We start from the raw sequence: 20,321 nt of genomic DNA on the forward strand, positions 1-20,321 counted from the left end.
CACTATGCGCATCGCCCTGATTATTCCTACTGTGGCCTTGGTGGCTGTCGCCTTGACTGGCTGCGAATTGGCCAATACGTTTCCTTTTCTCAAGCCCGATGATGCCGCAGCCACTGCGACGGCAGCCAACGACAAAGCGATTGCGGATCCGCCAGCGCCGTCGTTGAGCGAGGTGGCCACGCCACTGCCCGAGCCAGTTGCTACTGCGCCTGTTCTGCGCGGCATTGACCGTGTGATCAGCCGGGTACACAGAGGCGACTATCTGTGTGCTGGAGCCGTGAATGTGAATGTCAGCGAAGTGCCTGACAACCCACGCGAATTCATCGTGCAAGGCAAAAGCTTCAAACACCAAATGGTGCCCGTGTTGACCAAGAGTGGTGCGATTCGCTTGGAGAACGAAGCCAATGGCATTGTCTGGCTGCAAGTCGGCGGCAACAAAGCCATGTTGATGAACCAAACCAAAGGCCAGCGTCTGGCCGCTGAATGCATCCCTAAATAAGAAGCGAGGGAGCGGCGATGACCACTTGAGCGGCCGGCTCAAGTGGGCCTGCCCAAGCGCATTGAGCATCCGACGAGTTTTGACGACTTTTTAGATTGATAGCCCCAGGAGAAAAACATGTTGAATGAATATCGCAAACACGTTGAAGAGCGCGCCGCGCTTGGCATTCCACCGCTGCCGTTGGAAGCCAAGCAAGTGGCCGAGTTGATTGAGCTGATCAAGAACCCACCGGCTGGTGAAGAGGCTTTCTTGCTCGACTTGCTCACACACCGTGTGCCACCAGGGGTGGACGATGCCGCCAAAGTGAAAGCCAGTTTTTTGGCCGCTGTTGCGCATGGCGATATTCAAGTGGGCTTGATCTCCAAAGCCAAAGCCACTGAGCTGCTGGGCACGATGGTGGGTGGCTACAACGTGCATCCGCTGATTGAATTGCTCGACGACGCAGAAGTGGCTGGCGTGGCCGCTGATGCCCTGAAAAAAACCCTGTTGATGTTTGACTTCTTCAATGACGTTGCAGACAAGGCCAAGGCCGGCAATGCCAAAGCGCAAGAAGTGATGCAAAGCTGGGCAGATGCCGAATGGTTCACCAGCCGCCCCAAAGTGGCCGAGAAAATCACCGTGACCGTGTTCAAGGTACCTGGCGAGACCAATACCGATGACCTGTCGCCAGCGCCTGACGCCTGGAGCCGTCCAGACATCCCGCTGCACTACCTGGCCATGTTGAAAAACACCCGCTCCGATGCGGCTTTCAAACCAGAAGAAGATGGCAAGCGCGGCCCAATCCAGTACATCGAAGACCTGAAACAAAAAGGCCATATCGTCGCTTATGTGGGCGACGTGGTCGGTACCGGCTCTTCCCGTAAATCCGCCACCAACTCGGTGATCTGGGCGACTGGCGATGACATTCCTTATGTGCCTAACAAACGCTTCGGTGGCGTGACCCTGGGTGGCAAAATTGCGCCCATCTTCTTCAACACGCAAGAAGACTCAGGTTCTTTGCCAATCGAAGTGGATGTGAGCAACTTCGACATGGGCGACGTATTGGACATCTTCCCTTACGAGGGCAAGATTGAGAAAAACGGCGTCAAAGCGGCTGAATTTGCACTCAAAAGCGATGTGCTGCTGGACGAGGTGCAAGCCGGTGGCCGTATCAACCTGATCATTGGCCGCTCACTGACTGCCAAGGCGCGCGAATTCCTGGGCTTGCCTGCATCGACCGCGTTCCGCCTGCCTACTGCGCCTGCAGAAAGCAAAGCCGGTTTCACCCTGGCGCAAAAAATGGTGGGCCGTGCGGTTGGCCTGCCAGAAGGCCAGGGCGTGCGCCCAGGCACTTACTGCGAGCCACGCATGACCACAGTCGGCTCGCAAGATACGACCGGCCCAATGACCCGCGACGAGTTGAAAGACTTGGCCTGCCTGGGCTTCTCGGCCGACATGGTGATGCAGTCGTTCTGCCACACTGCCGCTTACCCTAAATCCGTGGACGTCAAGACCCACCGTGAACTGCCAGCCTTCATCTCCAACCGTGGTGGTGTGGCGCTGCGTCCAGGTGACGGCGTGATCCACAGCTGGCTCAACCGTTTGCTGCTGCCTGACACCGTAGGGACTGGTGGCGACTCGCACACCCGTTTCCCAATCGGTATCAGCTTCCCAGCTGGCTCCGGTCTGGTTGCTTTCGGTGCTGCGACTGGCGTGATGCCACTGGACATGCCTGAGTCAGTGCTGGTGCGCTTCAAGGGCGAGTTGCAGCCAGGCGTGACCCTGCGTGACCTGGTGCATGCGATTCCGCTGTACGCGATCAAACAAGGTCTGCTGACTGTGGCCAAGGCTGGTAAGGTCAACGTGTTCTCCGGCAAAGTGCTGGAAATCGAAGGTCTGCCAGACCTGAAAGTTGAGCAAGCTTTTGAATTGTCCGACGCGTCGGCTGAGCGTTCTGCAGCAGGCTGCACGATCAAGCTCAACCCAGAGCCAATCAAAGAGTACCTGACCAGCAACATCGTGTTGATGAAAAACATGATTGCGGATGGCTACGCTGATGCCAAAACCCTGCAACGCCGGATCGAGAAAGTCGAAGCCTGGCTGGCCAAACCAGAGTTGCTGGAAGCCGACAAGGACGCTGAATACGCCGCCGTGATCGAAATCGACCTGGCCGACATCAAAGAGCCTATTGTTTGCTGCCCGAACGATCCTGATGACGCCAAATTCCTGTCTGAAGTGGCTGGCACCAAGATCGACGAAGCCTTCATCGGTTCTTGCATGACCAACATCGGTCACTTCCGTGCCGCAGCCAAGCTGCTGGGTGGCCAGCGCGATATCCCGGTCAAGCTGTGGGTCGCACCGCCAACCAAAATGGACGAGAGCGAGTTGATCAAGGAAGGCCATTACGCCGCGTTCGGCACTGCTGGTGCTCGTACAGAGATGCCAGGCTGCTCCTTGTGCATGGGCAACCAGGCGCAGGTGCGTGAAGGCGCGACCGTGATTTCGACATCGACCCGCAACTTCCCGAACCGTTTGGGCAAAAACACCCAAGTGTTCTTGGGCTCGGCGGAATTGGCCGCGATTGCATCGCGCCTGGGTTACTTGCCAACGCCTGAAGAGTACCTGAAGGAGATGGGCGTGATCGATGCCGACAAGGCCAGCGTCTACCGCTACATGAACTTCAATGAAATTGAAGAGTACGTAGACAATGCCAAAGGTGCAGCCACAGTCTAATACTGGGGTGATGCTGGCAGCACTGCTGCCAGCAATAGCCAAGCAATCGCAAGCAATCGCAAGCAATACAAACGGGGGCCTTGGCCCCCGTTTGCTATGGCTGCTGCGCCGCGTCTGACTGCTGCCTGCTGCAGTGCCATCAAGCCCACAGGACCCTTGCGCCATTGGCGGCAGCGTCCTTCGCTTTGGCAGCTTGTGCAGGCGCGCTCAATACTCCCAGAAAATGCGCTGCAACTCCTTGGTGTCATGGGTTCTGGTCAAGGCCACAGCGGTCAGGATGCGCGCTTTTTGTGGGTTCAAGTCATGTGCAACCACCCAGTCGTTCTGGTCATCGGGCTGCTCGGCATTGCGCAGTACAAAACCGGCTGGTACGCGGGAGGAGCGCACGATGACCGTGCCCTTGGCGCGCTCGGCCTTGAGTGCAGGCACGATGCGGTTGGGCACCGAGCCATTGCCAGTGCCGGCATGCACAATCGCTTGGACACCAGAGGCGCCCAGCGCTTGGATCATGGTTGGCGGCACGTTGTTGTAGCTGTAGGCAATTTCTACTGCGGGTAGCTCGGTGATATTGGCAATCGAGAATTCGCTGCCTGTGGTGTGGCGCTTGACTGGATCGCGGAACCAGTAGTTCTTGCCCTCGACCACCATGCCCAGCGGTCCCCATTGGCTGGAAAACGCGCTGGTCTTGATATTGGTGAGCTTGGCGACATCGCGTGCGGTGTGGATTTCGTCATTCATCACGATCAATGCGCCTTTGCCCTTGGCATCGTCGCTGGCCGCGACACTGATCGCATTGAGCAAGTTCAGCGCGCCATCGGCTGAGATGGCGGTGCCTGGGCGCATCGAGCCCACCAGCACGATCGGCTTGTCGCTAGGGATCACCAGATTCAGGAAGAAGCCGGTTTCTTCCATCGTGTCCGTGCCGTGGGTAATCACCACGCCATCGACATCGGGCTGCTTGAGCAGCGCATCCACGCGTTGGCCCAGGGCCAGTAAATCGGCACTGGTCAGGCTCTCCGAGGCGATCTGGAATACTTGCTCGCCAGTGACTTCTGCAATGCCTTGCACTTCTGGCAAACCGGCTAGCAATTGCTCAACGGGCACTTTGGCGGCAGTGTATGACGCGCTGTTCAAGGCCGATGCACCAGCGCCCGCAATCGTGCCGCCGGTGGCCAATACAACCACATGTTTTTTGCCTGCTTTTTGTTCTGCCGCAATAGGCGCTGCGGCCGTTGCAGCCACGGGGGTGCTGGCGGCGCTGGTGGCCACGGCCTTGTCATCCGGTGGTGCATTTGGCACTTGGGCGCAGCCCAGCAGCGATGCGATTGCTGCGGCTAACAAAGAAGATTGCAGGACTCGATTCATGGGGGCAGCTCCTTGAAAAGGCAGAGGCTTGGTCCAGGCACGCTGCCAATCGGCTACGGTACTGGGCTTGCCTCTGGTGTGTACGCTGGTTGGCGTGGCGATGTGGCTACAGGGTCGCTGCGGGCAGATCGGCGGTGCCTGAGATGCGCACACGGGTTGGGTGGGTTGTGAATCCATCCTAGCAAGAAGCATGCGCATTGCAAGCTGGTGAACCCGTAGAAGCAGGTGGCTACAAGAGGGTGTGGCGCCACTTGATCGCTGACTGTACCTGGGTAATCGGGGCTTAATCTGCACCGGCGCTCTGCGCCAGTCCAGTTGTTTGGCGTACCTGCAGGTACACTCGCCGCATGGACCGCGCTGTGGGTGCGGCCTTGTTGTTGTAGATTCAATCGTGGCCTTATGCCTCCATCTTCTTTTCCATCCAAACGCACGCCAAGCCAGCGCAGCAATGCCAGGCGCGCGCCTGGTTTAGCCAGGGCGCAACGCGGGCGAGCTCAGCCGCCGCAAGGGCCTGGTCGCCTGATTCTGCTCAACAAGCCCTGGGGAGTGCTGACACAATTTCGGGACGACCAAGGCCGCGCGACCTTGGCCGATTATGTGCAAGTGCCAGGTGTATACCCAGCTGGGCGGCTCGATATGGACAGCGAAGGTTTGCTTTTGTTGACCAACGACGGCGCATTGCAGGCGCGCATTGCGCATCCTGCGCATAAGATGGAGAAAACCTACTGGGCGCAGGTAGAGGGCGTGGCTGATGAGGCCCAGTTGGCCCAGTTGGCGCGCGGTGTGCAACTCAATGATGGCATGACATTGCCAGCCAAGGCCGAGCGCTTGCCAGACACGGCCGAGCAGCAGTTGTGGCCACGCGATCCGCCGGTGCGGTTTCGCCAGAGCATTCCAACGAGCTGGATTGCGCTGACGATAGCCGAGGGCAAAAACCGGCAAGTGCGCCGCATGACGGCTGCCGTCGGTTTGCCAACGCTGCGTTTGGTCCGGGTGCGTATTGGTCCATGGGCGCTGGATGGTTTGCCGCTGGGGCAGTGGCGTGAACTCGCAATACCTGTGCAACTGTGAGTCTTTGCAGACGCGCAGCCAGTCTGAAGTACTTGAAGAGGATATCCAACCATGACAGAAATGCATCCTTTTCACGGCGCCAAGATTGCGTTGTTCCTTGATCGCCAACTGCTGGTCTACCAGCGCGACAACAAGGCATCAATCCCTTTTCCTGGTCTATGGGATTTGCCCGGTGGGGGTCGAGAGGGCAATGAAACACCTATGGAGTGCGTGCTGCGCGAAGTTCGAGAAGAGTTTGGCATAGCCCTGCAGGCACACTGCGTGCGCTACACGCGTGCATATTTCGCTGGGCGTCGTTCTGCCTCATATTTTATGGTCGGCTCGCTCACGCAGGGCCAGGCCGCGGATATTGTGTTTGGCGACGAAGGCCAGCAATGGGCTTGGATGTCGGTGCAGGCTTTTTTGTCGCACCCACAAGTAGTGCCTCATTTACAGGCAAGGCTGCAAGACTATCTGGCAAGTCAATAGCCAGCCAGCTGGCGTTGCATGGATGTGGTGCGTGTTTTGGCCAGCACCAATCCCAATAAAAAAAGCCGCTTTCATGGAGAAAGCGGCTTTTATGTTTCAGGCAGTGAGCCGTTTGAAGTTTATTTAAACTTCGGCAGGTTGAACTGCGGTGGCACGCCCATGCGGGTGTTGATGACCCACTGCTGAGCAATCGACAAGATGTTATTGGTCAACCAGTACAGCACCAGGCCGGCCGGGAAGAAGAAGAACATCACGCTGAAGGCCACGGGCATGATCCACATCATTTTGGCTTGCAGTGGATCTGGTGGTTGTGGGTTCAAGGCCACTTGCAACAGCGACGACAGCATCATCAAGAGCGGCAAGACAAAGAATGGGTCTGGCACTGACAGGTCATGAATCCACAGGATCCAAGGCGCCTGGCGCATTTCGACGCTGGACAAGAGCACCCAGTACAGTGCAATAAAGAACGGCATTTGCACCAGAATCGGCAAGCAGCCACCCAGTGGGTTCACCTTCTCTTCGCGGTAGATGCGCATCATCTCTTGCTGCATCTGCTGCGGATTGTCCTTATAGCGCTCGCGCAATTGCATCACGCGGGGGTTAATCGCCTTCATTTTGGCCATGCTGGAGTAGGCCTTGGCATTGAGCCAGTAGAACGCAATTTTCAGCAGCACCACCAGCGCCACAATCGACCAGCCCCAGTTGCCAATGAGTTCGTGGAGTTTGTCCAGCAACCAGTACAGTGGCTTGGCCAGTACTTTGACCATGCCGTAGTCTTTCACCAGCTCCAGACCGGGGGCAATCTTCTCCATCTCTTTTTCGATCTGAGGACCGGCAAAGAAGGTCGAGTCGATGGTTTTGCTGCCACCGGCTTCAATCGCGCCAAACGGGGCAATCGAGCCTACCGCATACAGACCTGGGCCAGGTTGGCGGATGAAGTTCTCACGTGGAGTACCCTCTGGCAGGATCCAGGCCGAAGCGAAGTAGTGCTGCACCATCGCCACATAGCCTGTGTCGCTGTTCTTTTGGAAATTCAGCTTGCCGTTGTTGATGTCCTTGAAGGTCACCTTCTGGAACTTCTCTTGCTCGGTGTAGATTGCAGGACCCGTAAAGGTGCCAGCAAACATCACGCCACTGCTGATCTCGCCGCCATCGCGCACCAGTTGTTCATAGACCTGTGGTGCCACAGGCGAAGTGCCGTGGTTGATGACTTCATGGCGCACTTTGATTTCATACAGGCCGCGCTCCAGCGTCCAGGTTTTGACCAACTGCACGCCATTTTGGATCGGTGACTCGAAGCGGATCGTCAGCGAGTTCTGGCCGTCTGCCAGCTCGCGCGGGCCGTCCGCCACAGTCATGATGGTTTTGTGGTTCGGATAATTGCCGCCAATCAAACCGGTTTGGGCCACGTACACGCGGTTTTTGCTGTCTTCCAGCAAGACTTCTTTGCCAGTTTGCTGGTCGTTCTCGTATTGGAGCAGCTCAACGCGGTTCAAGGAGCCGCCTTCGGTGCTGAAGGTCAGCTTGTAGACATCGGAGCTGACCACCACGTTCTCAGCTGCTGCGGCTTGTGCAGCAGTTTGCGTCTCAGAAGGTACTTCAGCTGGATTGACCGCAGCCAGTGCAGTGCTGGCTGTAGGAATGTCTGGCGTGGCGTTGGCCGCGGGCAGGCTATCGGGCGGCGCCGACTGGGTCGCGGCCGTTTCTGTGGGCTGGGGGAAAAACAAGGCTTTGTTGCCATTGTGGACTTGCCAGCGGTCCCACAGCAAAATCAGGGAGAACGCGAAGATCACCCAGAGGATGGAGCGGCGAATATCGTTCATGAAGACTTCTTGGAAGAAGAGGATGGGGAGGAAATTAAGCGTGAAAAAATGCCTGAGGACGGATCCTGTGGCACTGGATCATGCCCGCCCTTGCACCAGGGGTGACAACGCGCGAGACGGCATACCGTCAGCCATGAGCCTCTTGCCGCGCCGTGGCGCTGCAAGGCCTGGATCGCATAGCGCGAGCAAGTTGGCTCAAAACGACAAGCGCTGCCAAGCCAGGGGCTAAGCAGCAAACGGTAGAGTTTAACCAAACCCACTAGCAATTCACGCATCTTGTCCTGCTTCCTTGAGGGGTTTGAGGTCAGCAGTTGGCACCACTTCGACCGCTGCCTGCGCGCTCGCGCGCAAGCGGGCTTCTGAGTCGGCCTGTTCAGCGCGCGCAAAGAGAGTCAATAGCTGCTCGCGCACGGCGCTTTTGAGTCGCTTAGAAGCCGCACTTTTGAAGAGCGGCTTGGCCACGTTGGTTGCGCTGTGAGAGAGCGGTTTGCTGCTCTTATGGGATTTTTGGGCGCTGTTTTTCGTGCGCGCAGCCGATTTGCCTACGTTGGCTGTGTGAAAGCTAGAACGCAGGCGAACCAGGTACGCATGGGGTTGCTGCACAGCAGGCTGCGCACCCCCATTGGGTGTGTCCAAACAAGAAGGCGCACAAGCAGACGCGCGTTGGCTTAGTTCCAGCGCGATCGCATAGACCTGGCGCCGCACCAAATTGCGTGTGACCGCATGTTTGGCCCAGCGCTTTGGCACAAGCGCGCCTACCCACCAAGGGGTATCGCTTGAATGGGCGTTCCCTGGTGGGTTGGCAAACAGCAAGCTGCCACCTTCTGCATCCAACAAGCTGTGCACCGGTGCACGGTGCAGCGCAAAATGGCTTGTCTTAGCAATCGGCAGGTGGGCCAGCATGCTTTGAAACTGCTTGCGGGTCTTGAGATGGCGAATACTCATGTTCCGCAGGCGCACGAATTCAACGGAACCTGTGACACTGCAATTGCAGCGCCCATGGCAGGTACATTGTCGTGCGCATCAATCTCAGGACAGGCCCAGACGCTTGCGGCCTTTAGCACGGCGTGCGTTGATCACAGCGCGACCGCCGCGGGTTTTCATGCGCACCAGGAAACCGTGAGTGCGGGCGCGACGAATTTTGGAAGGTTGGTATGTACGTTTCATGATGATTTACCTCTGATCTGATGGAATGCGATGCTTTGGGCTCGAAAACCTCAGCCCACGAACTATAGCCCGCGAACTGATGCCCGCGTCACTTTGCACAAATAAGGGCTTCTCAAAAGCCCTTATCAACGACTGTTTTGACATGAAGCCACCCATTCCTCACCGTAGTGATTTCGGCAGTGCCATACTGGTTTCAGTGCAGGCTCTGGCAGCTGCAGACAAACTTGCATGGCGAGCCGACTTCGCCCACTCAGCCCTGTGCGTGTTGCCGCGCGCAGGAAGCTGCTTGAATCGAAGTTGGCGGCGCCAAACGGCTGTCGCATCTGTTATCTACCTGCCTTTACCTGTGTTTAAAGGGTTAAAAAGCCTTGTAAGGCCCATTAAAACCCTCATTAAACCCTCTGCCTGTATGGTGCTGCCGCATGAGTGTCTAAGCAACACATCCATGCAAGTAACCGGCTCAGTCAAAGCAAACCGTAGATTATCTCACGCCTTGGTCGACTCGCCAAGGAAAAACTGCGCATCGATTGTATGGTCGATTTGCATAAGGCTGTGGATAACTCTTGGATAATCGATTGTAAGCGCCTATAATCGAGCTCTTTTTCTCCTCGGTTTCACAGGCGGGGTGAGGTGCTAATCAGGGTGCCTATTTTGCTTTTAAGTGCTTGATTTATTGTGTGAAAGTAGATGTTTTCGGTGGGCTTTTTTGGGTGCAGAAAAGCCGCTTTGAAACAAGGCGCGGCGGGGCGTATTTGTGTGGCAAACGTAATGGATCAAGAGTTTCAAAAAGGTCAGGCCAATACAGGCGGTGATGGTTTATGGCAGGAGTGTCTGGACCGGCTGGCTGGCGAGGTGCCGTCCCAGCAGTTCGGGGCGTGGTTAAAGCCTTTGCGTGCGCAGTATCTGCCTGCGACCGACACGATGCAATTGCTGGTGCCTAACCGCATTGCATTGGACTACGTGCGTGGCCGTTATTTGGAGCGCATTGTGGGTTTGCTCAACGAGCTCAGTGGCAGGGAGTTGCGGATTGAGCTGGGTGTAGCGGTGCGCACGGGCGTCGTCGCAGGCCGCACCATTCCTGCTCGTGTGCCGCGCAGTGCTGTGCCGGGCCGTGCGTCAGAGACGGCTGGCGCCGCAGGCAAAGGCATGGAACTTGAGAGCCTGGTCAACCGTGTGCAGGCCGATTTGTTGGCCACGCTCGACCAGTCCCAGGCGCAAGGCCAGCCGCGTCGTGACGCGCGCGATGCAGACTACGATGCGGACCAAGATGGCGCAGGCACATACGCGCCCGCTGCGCAAGCCCAGGACAGCGATGCCTATGGCAATGCTTCAGGGCGTGAGGCTGCTGAAGCTGGTGCTGCCAAGCCGCTGCCTACGCGTTTGAATCCGCAGCTCACATTTGATACCTTGATTGAAGGTTCGGCCAACCGCATGGCGCGCGCCGCGGCCTTGCATGTGGCGCACGCGCCCGGCCAGTTGTACAACCCCTTGTTCATCTACGGCGGGGTCGGCCTGGGTAAAACCCACTTGATGCACGCGGTGGGCAACCAAATGCTGCGCGACCAGCCGCAGGCCAAGGTGTTGTATATCCATGCCGAGCAATTCGTCACCGATGTGGTCAAGTCCTACCAGCGCAAAACCTTTGATGCACTCAAGCAGCGCTACCACTCGCTGGATTTGTTGCTGATCGATGACGTGCAGTTCATTGCGGGTAAAGAGCGCACGCAAGAAGAGTTTTTCAATGCGTTTGAGGCCTTGCTGTCGAAAAAATCACACATTGTGATGACCAGCGACACCTACCCCAAAGGCCTGACCGATATCCATGAACGCCTGGTCTCGCGCTTCGATGCCGGCTTGACCGTGGCCATTGAGCCGCCTGAGCTGGAAATGCGGGTGGCAATCTTGATCAACAAGGCCAAAGCCGAAGGCATTGCGCTGTCTGAGGATGTGGCGTTTTTTGTGGCCAAAAACGTACGCTCTAACGTGCGTGAGTTGGAAGGTGCGCTGCGCAAAGTGCTTGCCTATGCGCGCTTTAACGGCAAGGAAATCTCGATTCCAGTGGCGCGTGAGGCGCTGCGCGACTTGCTGTCGATCCAGAATCGCCAAATCAGTGTGGAAAACATCCAGAAAACCGTTGCCGATTTCTACAAGATCAAAGTGGCTGACATGTACAGCAAAAAACGCCCGGCCAGCATTGCCCGTCCGCGCCAGATTGCGATGTACCTGTCCAAAGAGCTGACGCAAAAAAGCCTGCCAGAAATTGGAGAACTGTTTGGTGGACGTGACCACACGACGGTGCTGCATGCGGTGCGCAAAATCGCCCAGGAACGCCAGCAGCTGATTGAGCTCAACCAGCAGTTGCACGTACTTGAGCAAACCCTCAAACGTTGATGCTTGCGCGCGCTGCTGCATACTGCCAACTGCTCAGTGCACATTTGGCGCAAAATCAGCAACCAGTGCGCGTCTTCAACGTCATAATGCTTTGATTGAAGAATCAGGCAAAGCATTGTCGTTTTTAGGGGAAAATAGCGTTTTGGTGTCGAGGCCGCGTATCAGCCATGGCAGAGGCCCTGGCTGCGCCAGGTCGGGGCGCAAAGCGTTGCTTTCGTCCCAGCGGCTGCGCGTGCCGGTTCCGAGTGCCGGTGTTTCGCGCCAGCATTCCCTTTAGGCCCAACCCCTTTCATTCATGGAGAGACAAGGTGATTGTTTTTAAAGCCCCCCAGGACAAAGTGCTATCGGTGCTGCAATCGATAGCGGGCATTGTTGAGCGCCGCCATACATTGCCCATCCTGGCCAATGTGCTGCTGCGTAAAACAGGCAATACCTTGCAATTGACCACCAGCGATCTGGAGGTGCAGATCCGCACTTCGGCCGACCTCGGTGGTGACTCAGCGGTGGATTTCTCCACCAGCATCGGTGCGCGCAAGTTGATCGAAATTCTTCGTACCTTCTCGGCCGATCAAACTGTCACGCTCGAAGCTTCGCAAGACCGCTTTGTCTTAAAAGGCGGCAAAAGCCGCTTTACGCTGCAGTCCTTGCCGGCCAACGATTTTCCGCTGGTGCAAGAGTCGCCCAATTACGGCCCGGCATTCTCTGTGCCGCAAGCGGTGCTGAAGAACCTGCTCAGCCAAGTGTCGTTTGCGATGGCAGTGCAAGACATTCGCTACTACCTCAACGGCATTTTGTTTGTGGCCGAAGGCCGCACACTCAGCCTGGTGGCCACCGATGGCCACCGCCTGGCATTTGCCTCGGCCACCTTGGATGCCGATGTGCCCAAGCAAGAAGTCATTTTGCCGCGCAAGACCGTGATGGAATTGCAGCGCCTGCTGCGCGACGTCAAGCCTAGCGACGACAAGGAAGCCCCCGCGGCGATGATCCAGTTCCAGTTTGCCAACAACCAGGCCAAGCTGAGCTTTAATGGCCTGGAGTTTGTGACCAAACTGGTCGAAGGCAAATTCCCAGACTACAACCGGGTGATCCCAGTGGGCTACACGAATACGGTGACCCTGGGCCGCCAAGCCCTGCAGGCCAGCTTGCAGCGCATGACCATCATGACCACCGACAAGTTCAAAGGCGTGCGCCTGAACTTTGAGCCGGGCGTGCTGCGCATCAGCTCGGTGAATGCCGAGCAGGAAGAAGCGCAAGACGAGTTGGAAATCGACTACGGCGGCCAGCAAGTGGAGTCGGGCTTCAACGTCAGCTACCTGCTCGATGTGCTCTCGAACATGCAGCAGGACATGGTCAACCTGTCGTTTGAGGACGGCAGCAGCTCGGCGCTGATCAGTATCCCAGGTGATGCCAACTTCAAATACGTGGTGATGCCGATGCGGATTTAACACTGCCGCCCAGCAAGAGCTGCCACCTGGCGGCTCTTGCGCTTTGAGGTGTGCTTGTTTTTGGTGCGTTGGACCTCATGTATGAGAGATTCTGATGGCCATGCAAGCCGAGCCAGAGCGTTCTAAAACAACGGCTTATGGCTTGGTTTCACACCAGCTTTGATAGAACCCTGAACCCGGCCGCAATGGCAGCAGTTGGCTGCCAAAGGCTTGGTTTGATCTCCCAGTGCAGCGGCTTGGGCATGCTTGAGAGCGGGGGCATTGCCCCGGCCATGAGAAGCCCAGGTGCTTAAGTAAGGCCTGTTGCCCAGCCGGGCATGGCCTTTGCCGATGGGCCCACAGCCATTGCCAGAGAAAGAAAGATTCGCATATGACCGATACCAACCAGCCAGCTCCATCCGAGACCCCAGAGAATTACCAGCCCGCTGGTGTACCTGTGGATTACGATGCAGGTTCCATCCAGATTCTGGAAGGGCTTGAAGCGGTGCGCAAGCGCCCTGGCATGTACATCGGTGATACCTCTGATGGCTCGGGCCTGCACCACCTGGTGTTTGAGGTGGTCGACAACTCGATTGACGAGGCACTGGCCGGCTTTTGCGACGACATTTTGATCACCATCCATGCCGATGGCTCGCTGTCGGTGCAAGACAACGGCCGAGGCATCCCCACGGCAGTCAAAATGGACGACAAGCACGAGCCCAAGCGCTCGGCCACTGAAATCGCCCTGACCGAGCTGCATGCGGGCGGCAAATTCAACCAGAACAGCTACAAAGTGTCTGGCGGTTTGCACGGCGTGGGGGTCTCGTGCGTGAATGCGCTGTCGTCCTCTCTGGTGGTTGTGGTCAGCCGGGAAGGCAAAGAATACAAGCTGGAATTCTCGCGTGGCAAGGTGCTCAATCGCCAGATTGAGCTGGTCAGCGGCGTGGAAGTCTCGCCCATGCAAGTGACGGGCGATACGAGCAAGCGCGGCACGCGCGTGCACTTCATGCCCGATACCGAAATTTTCCAGCAAAACAACGAATTCATCTATGAGATCTTGGCCAAGCGTCTGCGCGAGCTGAGCTTCTTGAACAACGGCGTGCGCATTCGTTTGTTCGACGAACGCACCAACCAGGAAGACGATTTTGCTGGCAGCGGTGGCGTGCAGGGCTTTGTTGAGTTTGTCAGCAAAGGCAAACAAGTGCTGCACCCCACCACCTTCAATGCTAGCGGCTCCCGCCCAGCAGAAAGCTATGGCGGCATTCCTGGCACTGAAATTGGCGTCGAAGTGGCGATGCAGTGGACCAGCTCGTACAACGAAACCGTGCTGTGCTTTACCAACAACATCCCGCAGCGCGACGGTGGCACACACTTGACAGGTTTGCGTGCGGCGATGACGCGCGTGATCAACAAATACATCGAAGAAAACGGCTTGGCGAAAAAAGACAAGGTCGAAGTCACCGGCGAAGACATGCGCGAGGGCCTGAACTGCGTGCTCTCGGTCAAGGTGCCCGAGCCCAAGTTCTCCAGCCAGACCAAGGACAAGCTGGTTTCCAGCGAAGTGCGCGCGCCGGTTGAAGACATTGTCGCCAAGACCTTGACCGACTATTTGCAAGAGCGCCCAAATGACGCCAAGATGATTTGCGGCAAAATCGTCGAAGCGGCCAAGGCCCGCGAAGCCGCCCGCAAAGCCCGCGAGATGACGCGCCGCAAAGGCGTGCTCGACGGCATGGGCTTGCCCGGCAAGTTGGCCGATTGCCAGGAAAAAGACCCGGCGCTGTGCGAAATCTACATTGTCGAGGGCGACTCCGCTGGCGGCTCTGCCAAACAAGGGCGCGATCGCAAATTCCAGGCCATCTTGCCATTGCGCGGCAAGATCCTGAACGTGGAAAAAGCACGTTACGAAAAACTGCTCTCCAGCAATGAAATCCTGACCTTGATCACCGCGCTGGGCACCGGCATTGGCCGCAGCAGCGCCGATGACAAGCCAGGCGTGGACGACTTCAACGTCGCCAAACTGCGCTACCACCGCATCATCATCATGACCGATGCCGACGTGGACGGCGCCCACATCCGCACCTTGCTGCTGACCTTCTTCTACCGCCAAATGCCCGAGCTGGTTGAGCGTGGCCACATCTACATTGCCCAGCCGCCGCTCTACAAAGTCAAAGCGGGTAAGGAAGAGCTGTACCTCAAAGATGCACCAGCGCTGGACCAGTTCCTGACCCGTATCGCCCTGCGCGATGCCAAGGTCTATACAGGCGAAGGCGCTGAGCCAATTACTGGTGAAGCGCTGGAGAAACTCGCTGGCATCTACCAAAAAGCCCAGGCGACGATTACCCGCCTGGCCGCTTACATGGACCACGAAGCCCTGCAATCGATTGCCGATGGCGTGCAACTGCACACCGAAACGCTGGAAGCCATGCAGGCCACTGCGCTGGAATTGCAAGAGCGCCTCAACAGCCGCGGCCATGTGACCGAGCCTGCCACTGTTGAAGCCGTGACCGATCCGCGCACTGAAAAACTGGTGCTGCGCATCAGCCGCACGCACCACGGCAACGTCAAAAGCAGCCTGATCCCGCAAGACTTTGCCAAAGGCGCGGACTACCAGTCCCTGGCGGCTGCCGCACAAGCTTTTAACGGCATGCTGAGCGATACCGCCAAAGTGCAGCGCGGCGAAGGCGAGCGCATGAAAGAAGTGCCAGTCAAAACCTTCCACCAGGCCATGCAGTGGCTGATCTCGGAAGCTGAGCGCACGACCAGCCGCCAGCGCTACAAAGGGCTGGGCGAGATGAATGCCGAGCAGCTGTGGGAAACCACGATGGACCCGACCGTGCGGCGTTTGCTGCGCGTGCAAATCCAGGACGCGATTGCCGCTGACCAGGTCTTCACGATGCTGATGGGCGATGAAGTCGAGCCACGCCGTGACTTCATTGAGACCAATGCCTTGCGTGCTGCCAATATCGATGTGTGAGGCTGTCGAATGCCACCATTGGTGAAAACTTTGCCAAGTTGGTGAAAAAACTTTGACACGGTTAGTGAAAAAAGAGCCTGGAGTATCCAGGCTCTTTTTTCATGCGCTTACAGGAATGTATAGGCTGCTTACAGCGGTGCCCTCGACACTCGAACACCTCAATAACCAGTCTCCGATGGGAGCACATGTAGATGCCATCGCCAAGATGTTCCGAAGGCAGTAGAGTCTTCTGCCTCAAACAGCTCTAACGTATGGGCCAGCTCTTGTCCAGAGCTGCAGTGGGCAAGATCAAATTTTGCAAACAAAAAGCATAAGAGATGAATGAAAATAGTTACGAGAGCTCTATTGATGGAGGAGCAAGAGGCTGCAAGAAGAAACATCCAAATTAGCCGTTTCCCGGATCTCAAAAGCCTTCCGTTCTGCAGTCACCAACTCAAATGTAAGCTTCTGATAAAGGATAAATGTATGATACTCATATTCTGTAACAAAAAGTGGGATTCAGCATGGAAGGATTCTGGATTGGTGCTCTGAAGTACTGCGGCAGCACTGCTTTAGCGGGATTTGTTGGCTACACGGTTTATCCGCAGATCATTGCCTCCTCCCACCTAAAAAATCTCACACACAGTGAGCTGTTTGCCCTCATGGGACTGATCGTGCTGGCGACATTTGGCCTATGTCTTGCCGTGATCAACACTAGTATCAAAAGAGGTTCCGGGAGCAAGAACAGCATAAAAATCAAGGGCTCCACAATTCACGGGAACGTCCAAGCTGGTAACAACAATACATATCGCAACGATAAATGAATAAAGCGAATGTATTTGGATCTCATATCCATGGGAATCTTAATGTAGGAGATGAAAATCACTACACAATTAATCTCCCGCCACCAGACCCTGCAGCCATTACGCGTTTTTTGGTAAAAATTCAGGAGCTAAGCACGAACGACGATGATTTTCAGTGGTTCGTGGAGCGCCTAGATTTTTTCACTAATCAAAAGACAAAAACACCTGTAATTGGCCTTGAACAAAAGCTAATTAATGGGGAGAGAGAGGATCTGATTGAGATTGCGATTGAACGCAAAGATTTATTTGCCAAACGCCTCATGAAGTCGCAACTTAATCAAAGACGCCAGGGAGTATTTCTCTATATTCTTCAAAAAATCAGCTTTACGTTTGAAGAAACTATTCGTCCATTGATGAAAAATGGGGTGGCAAACGAGGTCATCGATGGAGTCATACTCCATGGAATTATAGATACAATATATCGTGATGTGATGGCCGAAGACCCAACAATCGACCAATCAATGATATCTGGAATGCTTTATTTTTTAACCGGAAAGTGTCATTTGATTTGGGAGAAGCAGAAGTGCTAATATATCACCCAGCGTTTGATGCAAATCATTGCCTCTACCGAATTGTATCTATACTTCACGCCACCAATTATACGCCCGTCAGTTGGTCGCTTCTTCGAATTTTAGATTTCTACTATTTATTTCCAGGTCAACTTAAAAATATAAAACCATGGCCTCGTGAAATTCAAAAATTTAAAACCCATGCCACAAAAATACCAGATCAGTTTGAAGATATCACCAATCCTGCACGTACTTTTTTTGAGCTTCAATCATTCCAAAAAACCGCAATGCTCGAACTAATATCAAAAGGAATTATATCAAAAACGTCGTTTGACAATGATATTATTGAGCTGGAGCCAAACTCCATAGCCACAGCTTACATTGAACTTCTAGAGACAGACGATTTCCTGAAGAGTGATATTTTTAAATTAATTACCATGGGATTGCCCAAGGTGAAATTCAGCGGAGCAAATGGTCTCAAGTCTCGCTCCGGCCTGATGGAATACGTTTATGACATCTAACCCATCAACGTTCTTCGTCAACCGCTTCGTCATCGTCAAAGGAAATAAAGCGGTATACGACCAGGTTTTTCATAAAGGCGTCAATATTATTAGAGGTGCCAATAGCGTAGGAAAATCTACAATAATGGACTTTCTATTCAGCTGTCTCGGTGGTGATATAGCAGAAGACCGATGGAACGAGGAGGCTCAGACTTGTAATTCCGTCTTTGCTGAGATCGAGCTCAACGGTCACGTTTTGACAATCCATCGTCCAGTAGAACCTGGCAAGAAGCCTCCCATGAGCTTCTTTGATGGCAGCTATGAAGAGCTTAGAGCCAAGAAGTCAGCGGCCGTTTGGCAAAGCTACGGCATAAATCGCACCGAAAATAAACTCAGCTTCTCTCAACAAATATTTGAATTGTTAGATTGGCCTCACAGCCAAACAGACGATTTTTCCAACCTCACAATACATCAAATTCTGCGGCTGATTTATGTTGATCAAGGTACAGCTGTTAATAAAATTCTACGAGCTGAACATTCAACATTCGACAAGCCGAGCATGCGTCAGGCAATCGGAGATTTCCTACTAGGCCTAGATGACTTGGGTATCTATGCCTTGAAGCAGCAACTATCAAAGGCCGAATCTGAGTTCGCAAAGATTGACGGTCAGTTGGAATCAATTTATAGATACGTTACACCTTCTGAAGGTGAATTGCGCGAAGCTACACTCACTAGTTCTATTGAGAGCGCAGGCAAAGAACTTGAAAGGTTACTCGCTCAGCGAGATCTACTTCTTAGTCTGCCAGATGAGTCAATAACGGATGCTGCTCTCAAGGAAAAAGCTGAAAAAGCGAGTGAGAGAATTGCTACCCTCACTAAAGATATCGACATTCAAACCAGTAAACAGGCCGAAAGAGTAAATGAGATTGTAGAGTCAGAGCTATTCATTAAAGCGATCGACTCGAGGATCAAGGCACTAAAGGAGTCTCGTACGGCTTACGACTTCTTCGGGGAGGTCCGATTTAAATTTTGCCCAAGTTGCTTGTCCACAATTACAGAATCTCAAAAAGAACAATGCCACTTATGTAAAGCAGATCTGGACAAGAACTCCCGAGAAGCTTCATATCTAGCTGCACTGAATGAGCTTATCTTTCAGAAAAAAGAAAGTACTATGATCGTAACCGAGTTGCGAACTAGACTCAGTGAGCATGCGCAATATATCAACGCCCAGCTGCGAGAATTACAAACGGTTAAATCCGAACATGTAGCTTCACTGAGAATGAGTTCTGATCGCGTACTCAAGCTTAATGAGCTTTCGGTAAATATTGGGACTATCGAGGAGCGTATAAAAAACTACGAGACGAAGTCCAAACTTGTTGCAGCTGTAGAAGGTCTCATCGATGACAAGCAAAAACTTAATACATCAATGCTTGATTTAGAAGAGAAAATAAAAGTCGGAAAATCGCTCACCGCTTCTCGCCGTGAATCCATCGAAAACAATTTGTCTGACAAGACGGTTGAATTACTCAAGAAAGATGGCGGCTTCGAGCCCGCATTCAACGAAGCACAAACAGTAATGTTTGATTTCGCTAAAGACTTCATGTTGGTCGACGGGCGCTCAAAATTCTCTGCCAGCTCTGAAACCATCCTCAAAAATAGCTTTCATCTTGCAATCCTGCTGGAGTCACTTGAGGATGACAAGATGCGATATCCTCGACTGCTCTTGCTCGACAACACAGAGGACAAGGGCATGGGCCCTGATCGCAGCCAGAACTTTCAGCGTGTGCTTGTTGAGGCTCTAGATGAACATGATGACAAGCCTTATCAAGTCATTATGACAACATCAATGATAGATCCAGCGCTTGACAAGTCCGACCTCTGTGTTGGACCACATTACGCAAAGGGAATGCACACGCTAGATGTGTAGTTACGGTCATCTTTGCTGCAAGTGCCACTCTTTATCGAAAGGCGTTCATTAAGTGTCAAGACCCGTCTGGTTATAAACCCTTTTCTTGAACAACTCAGGCTTCTTTTCATACCAGTTCTTCAAGGCCTGAACGGGTGAAGCGTGATTGAGCGCTCGCTGTGGAATCTGATGGTTGTAAGCTTTCACATAGTTCATCAAGGTGGTCTCCAACTGCGCTGCTGTTGCGAAGCGCGTTTGCTTGATGACTTGGCTAATGCGGCCATTGAAACGCTCCACCATGCCATTGGTTTGTGGATGGCGTGGCGGGCACAGGCGGTGCTCTATGCCCATCGCTTTGCAGAACAGATCAAACTTGTGATGACCGCTTGGCTTGCGTTGCTGATTGGTAAAACGATCTGTGAACTGGCTGCCGTTATCGGTGAGTATCTTGGTGATTTTGATGGAAGTGGCCTGCTGCAAGCGAGTCAAAAAGTCCACGCTACTTTGCTCACTTTGATCCGCGTAGATATGCGCAAATACCCAACGAGAGGCGCGATCTATCGCCACATATAAATACCGCCTGCTGTCCTCATCGGGCATCTGCGGCAGGTACTTGATGTCTATATGGACAAAGCCTGGCTGAATCGACCAGGGTTTTATAGATAGTTCG

Annotated in this window: 17 protein-coding genes; 11 read left to right on the forward strand and 6 right to left on the reverse strand. The window is 54.4% G+C overall.

Features of this window, described 5'->3' with window-relative positions; all coding sequences use genetic code 11:
* The first annotated feature begins 4 nt into the window (after positions 1-4).
* A complete protein-coding gene (locus E8K88_RS09475; RefSeq protein WP_136406424.1) occupies positions 5-499 on the forward strand; it encodes a hypothetical protein in 495 nt (164 codons plus the stop codon).
* A gap of 117 nt (positions 500-616) precedes the next feature.
* Entirely contained in the window at positions 617-3,211 is a 2,595-nt protein-coding gene (gene acnB, locus E8K88_RS09480) for a bifunctional aconitate hydratase 2/2-methylisocitrate dehydratase (protein ID WP_136406425.1), read from the forward strand.
* Positions 3,212-3,418: 207 nt separating this feature from the next.
* On the opposite strand, the gene E8K88_RS09485 is transcribed toward acnB, so the two are convergent.
* On the reverse strand, positions 3,419-4,576 hold the full coding sequence (locus tag E8K88_RS09485; protein WP_136406426.1) for an asparaginase: 1,158 nt from the start codon (positions 4,574-4,576) through the stop codon (positions 3,419-3,421).
* Between the two features lie 399 nt (positions 4,577-4,975).
* On the opposite strand from E8K88_RS09485, the gene E8K88_RS09490 reads away from it, so the two are divergent.
* Both E8K88_RS09490 and E8K88_RS09495 read left to right on the forward strand, forming a co-directional pair.
* Positions 4,976-5,647, forward strand: a complete 672-nt coding sequence (locus E8K88_RS09490) for a pseudouridine synthase (protein ID WP_136406427.1) — start codon at positions 4,976-4,978, stop codon at positions 5,645-5,647.
* Between the two features lie 51 nt (positions 5,648-5,698).
* Positions 5,699-6,115, forward strand: a complete 417-nt coding sequence (locus E8K88_RS09495; protein WP_136406428.1) for an NUDIX hydrolase — start codon at positions 5,699-5,701, stop codon at positions 6,113-6,115.
* A 119-nt stretch (positions 6,116-6,234) separates the two neighbouring features.
* On the opposite strand, the gene yidC is transcribed toward E8K88_RS09495, so the two are convergent.
* From yidC to rpmH, 4 genes are all read right to left on the reverse strand, one after another.
* Complete coding sequence (gene yidC, locus E8K88_RS09500) at positions 6,235-7,938, reverse strand: membrane protein insertase YidC (protein WP_136406429.1); 1,704 nt, start codon at positions 7,936-7,938, stop codon at positions 6,235-6,237.
* Entirely contained in the window at positions 7,935-8,213 is a 279-nt protein-coding gene (gene yidD / locus E8K88_RS09505; protein ID WP_136406430.1) for a membrane protein insertion efficiency factor YidD, read from the reverse strand. Before yidD ends, yidC begins: the two co-directional genes overlap by 4 nt.
* The gene (locus tag E8K88_RS09510; protein WP_136406431.1) at positions 8,206-8,883 is read right to left on the reverse strand and encodes a ribonuclease P protein component; all 678 of its coding nucleotides are present in this window, start codon (positions 8,881-8,883) and stop codon (positions 8,206-8,208) included. The genes yidD and E8K88_RS09510 overlap by 8 nt, the downstream gene beginning before the upstream one ends.
* Positions 8,884-8,967: 84 nt before the next feature.
* The gene (gene rpmH, locus E8K88_RS09515) at positions 8,968-9,105 is read right to left on the reverse strand and encodes a 50S ribosomal protein L34 (RefSeq protein WP_046740565.1); all 138 of its coding nucleotides are present in this window, start codon (positions 9,103-9,105) and stop codon (positions 8,968-8,970) included.
* Between the two features lie 768 nt (positions 9,106-9,873).
* On the opposite strand from rpmH, the gene dnaA reads away from it, so the two are divergent.
* The 7 genes from dnaA to E8K88_RS09550 all read left to right on the forward strand — a co-directional run bounded on the left by dnaA (position 9,874) and on the right by E8K88_RS09550 (position 19,672).
* Positions 9,874-11,496, forward strand: a complete 1,623-nt coding sequence (dnaA, locus tag E8K88_RS09520) for a chromosomal replication initiator protein DnaA (RefSeq protein WP_136406432.1) — start codon at positions 9,874-9,876, stop codon at positions 11,494-11,496.
* 308 nt (positions 11,497-11,804) lie between these two features.
* Positions 11,805-12,941: a DNA polymerase III subunit beta gene (gene dnaN, locus E8K88_RS09525; RefSeq protein WP_136406433.1), complete on the forward strand. Its 1,137-nt coding sequence runs from the start codon at positions 11,805-11,807 to the stop codon at positions 12,939-12,941.
* A 370-nt stretch (positions 12,942-13,311) separates the two neighbouring features.
* Entirely contained in the window at positions 13,312-15,894 is a 2,583-nt protein-coding gene (gene gyrB, locus E8K88_RS09530) for a DNA topoisomerase (ATP-hydrolyzing) subunit B (RefSeq protein ID WP_136406434.1), read from the forward strand.
* Positions 15,895-16,397: 503 nt separating this feature from the next.
* A complete protein-coding gene (locus tag E8K88_RS09535; protein ID WP_136406435.1) occupies positions 16,398-16,697 on the forward strand; it encodes a hypothetical protein in 300 nt (99 codons plus the stop codon).
* The gene (locus tag E8K88_RS09540) at positions 16,694-17,266 is read left to right on the forward strand and encodes an ABC-three component system protein (protein WP_136406436.1); all 573 of its coding nucleotides are present in this window, start codon (positions 16,694-16,696) and stop codon (positions 17,264-17,266) included. The genes E8K88_RS09535 and E8K88_RS09540 overlap by 4 nt, the downstream gene beginning before the upstream one ends.
* Positions 17,245-17,766: an ABC-three component system middle component 5 gene (locus tag E8K88_RS09545; RefSeq protein WP_205880054.1), complete on the forward strand. Its 522-nt coding sequence runs from the start codon at positions 17,245-17,247 to the stop codon at positions 17,764-17,766. Before E8K88_RS09540 ends, E8K88_RS09545 begins: the two co-directional genes overlap by 22 nt.
* Positions 17,756-19,672: an ATP-binding protein gene (locus tag E8K88_RS09550; protein WP_136406437.1), complete on the forward strand. Its 1,917-nt coding sequence runs from the start codon at positions 17,756-17,758 to the stop codon at positions 19,670-19,672. The genes E8K88_RS09545 and E8K88_RS09550 overlap by 11 nt, the downstream gene beginning before the upstream one ends.
* 48 nt (positions 19,673-19,720) lie before the next feature.
* Here E8K88_RS09550 and E8K88_RS09555 read toward each other — a convergent pair.
* The coding region (locus E8K88_RS09555; RefSeq protein WP_136406438.1) for a DDE-type integrase/transposase/recombinase at positions 19,721-20,321 on the reverse strand (601 nt) is incomplete at its 5' end.

This window comes from Lampropedia aestuarii, from assembly GCF_004803635.1.
GTDB lineage: Bacteria > Pseudomonadota > Gammaproteobacteria > Burkholderiales > Burkholderiaceae_C > Lampropedia > Lampropedia aestuarii.

Excerpts from the sequence above, each read along its gene's own strand:
- E8K88_RS09475 (WP_136406424.1), top strand. The coding sequence starts at position 5 with ATGCGCATCGCCCTGATTATTCCTACTGTGGCCTTGGTGGCTGTCGCC.
- acnB (WP_136406425.1), top strand. The coding sequence starts at position 617 with ATGTTGAATGAATATCGCAAACACGTTGAAGAGCGCGCCGCGCTTGGC.
- E8K88_RS09485 (WP_136406426.1), bottom strand. The coding sequence starts at position 4,576 with ATGAATCGAGTCCTGCAATCTTCTTTGTTAGCCGCAGCAATCGCATCG.
- E8K88_RS09490 (WP_136406427.1), top strand. The coding sequence starts at position 4,976 with ATGCCTCCATCTTCTTTTCCATCCAAACGCACGCCAAGCCAGCGCAGC.
- E8K88_RS09495 (WP_136406428.1), top strand. The coding sequence starts at position 5,699 with ATGACAGAAATGCATCCTTTTCACGGCGCCAAGATTGCGTTGTTCCTT.
- yidC (WP_136406429.1), bottom strand. The coding sequence starts at position 7,938 with ATGAACGATATTCGCCGCTCCATCCTCTGGGTGATCTTCGCGTTCTCC.
- yidD (WP_136406430.1), bottom strand. The coding sequence starts at position 8,213 with ATGCGTGAATTGCTAGTGGGTTTGGTTAAACTCTACCGTTTGCTGCTT.
- E8K88_RS09510 (WP_136406431.1), bottom strand. The coding sequence starts at position 8,883 with ATGAGTATTCGCCATCTCAAGACCCGCAAGCAGTTTCAAAGCATGCTG.
- rpmH (WP_046740565.1), bottom strand. The coding sequence starts at position 9,105 with ATGAAACGTACATACCAACCTTCCAAAATTCGTCGCGCCCGCACTCAC.
- dnaA (WP_136406432.1), top strand. The coding sequence starts at position 9,874 with ATGGATCAAGAGTTTCAAAAAGGTCAGGCCAATACAGGCGGTGATGGT.
- gyrB (WP_136406434.1), top strand. The coding sequence starts at position 13,312 with ATGACCGATACCAACCAGCCAGCTCCATCCGAGACCCCAGAGAATTAC.
- E8K88_RS09535 (WP_136406435.1), top strand. The coding sequence starts at position 16,398 with ATGGAAGGATTCTGGATTGGTGCTCTGAAGTACTGCGGCAGCACTGCT.
- E8K88_RS09540 (WP_136406436.1), top strand. The coding sequence starts at position 16,694 with ATGAATAAAGCGAATGTATTTGGATCTCATATCCATGGGAATCTTAAT.
- E8K88_RS09550 (WP_136406437.1), top strand. The coding sequence starts at position 17,756 with ATGACATCTAACCCATCAACGTTCTTCGTCAACCGCTTCGTCATCGTC.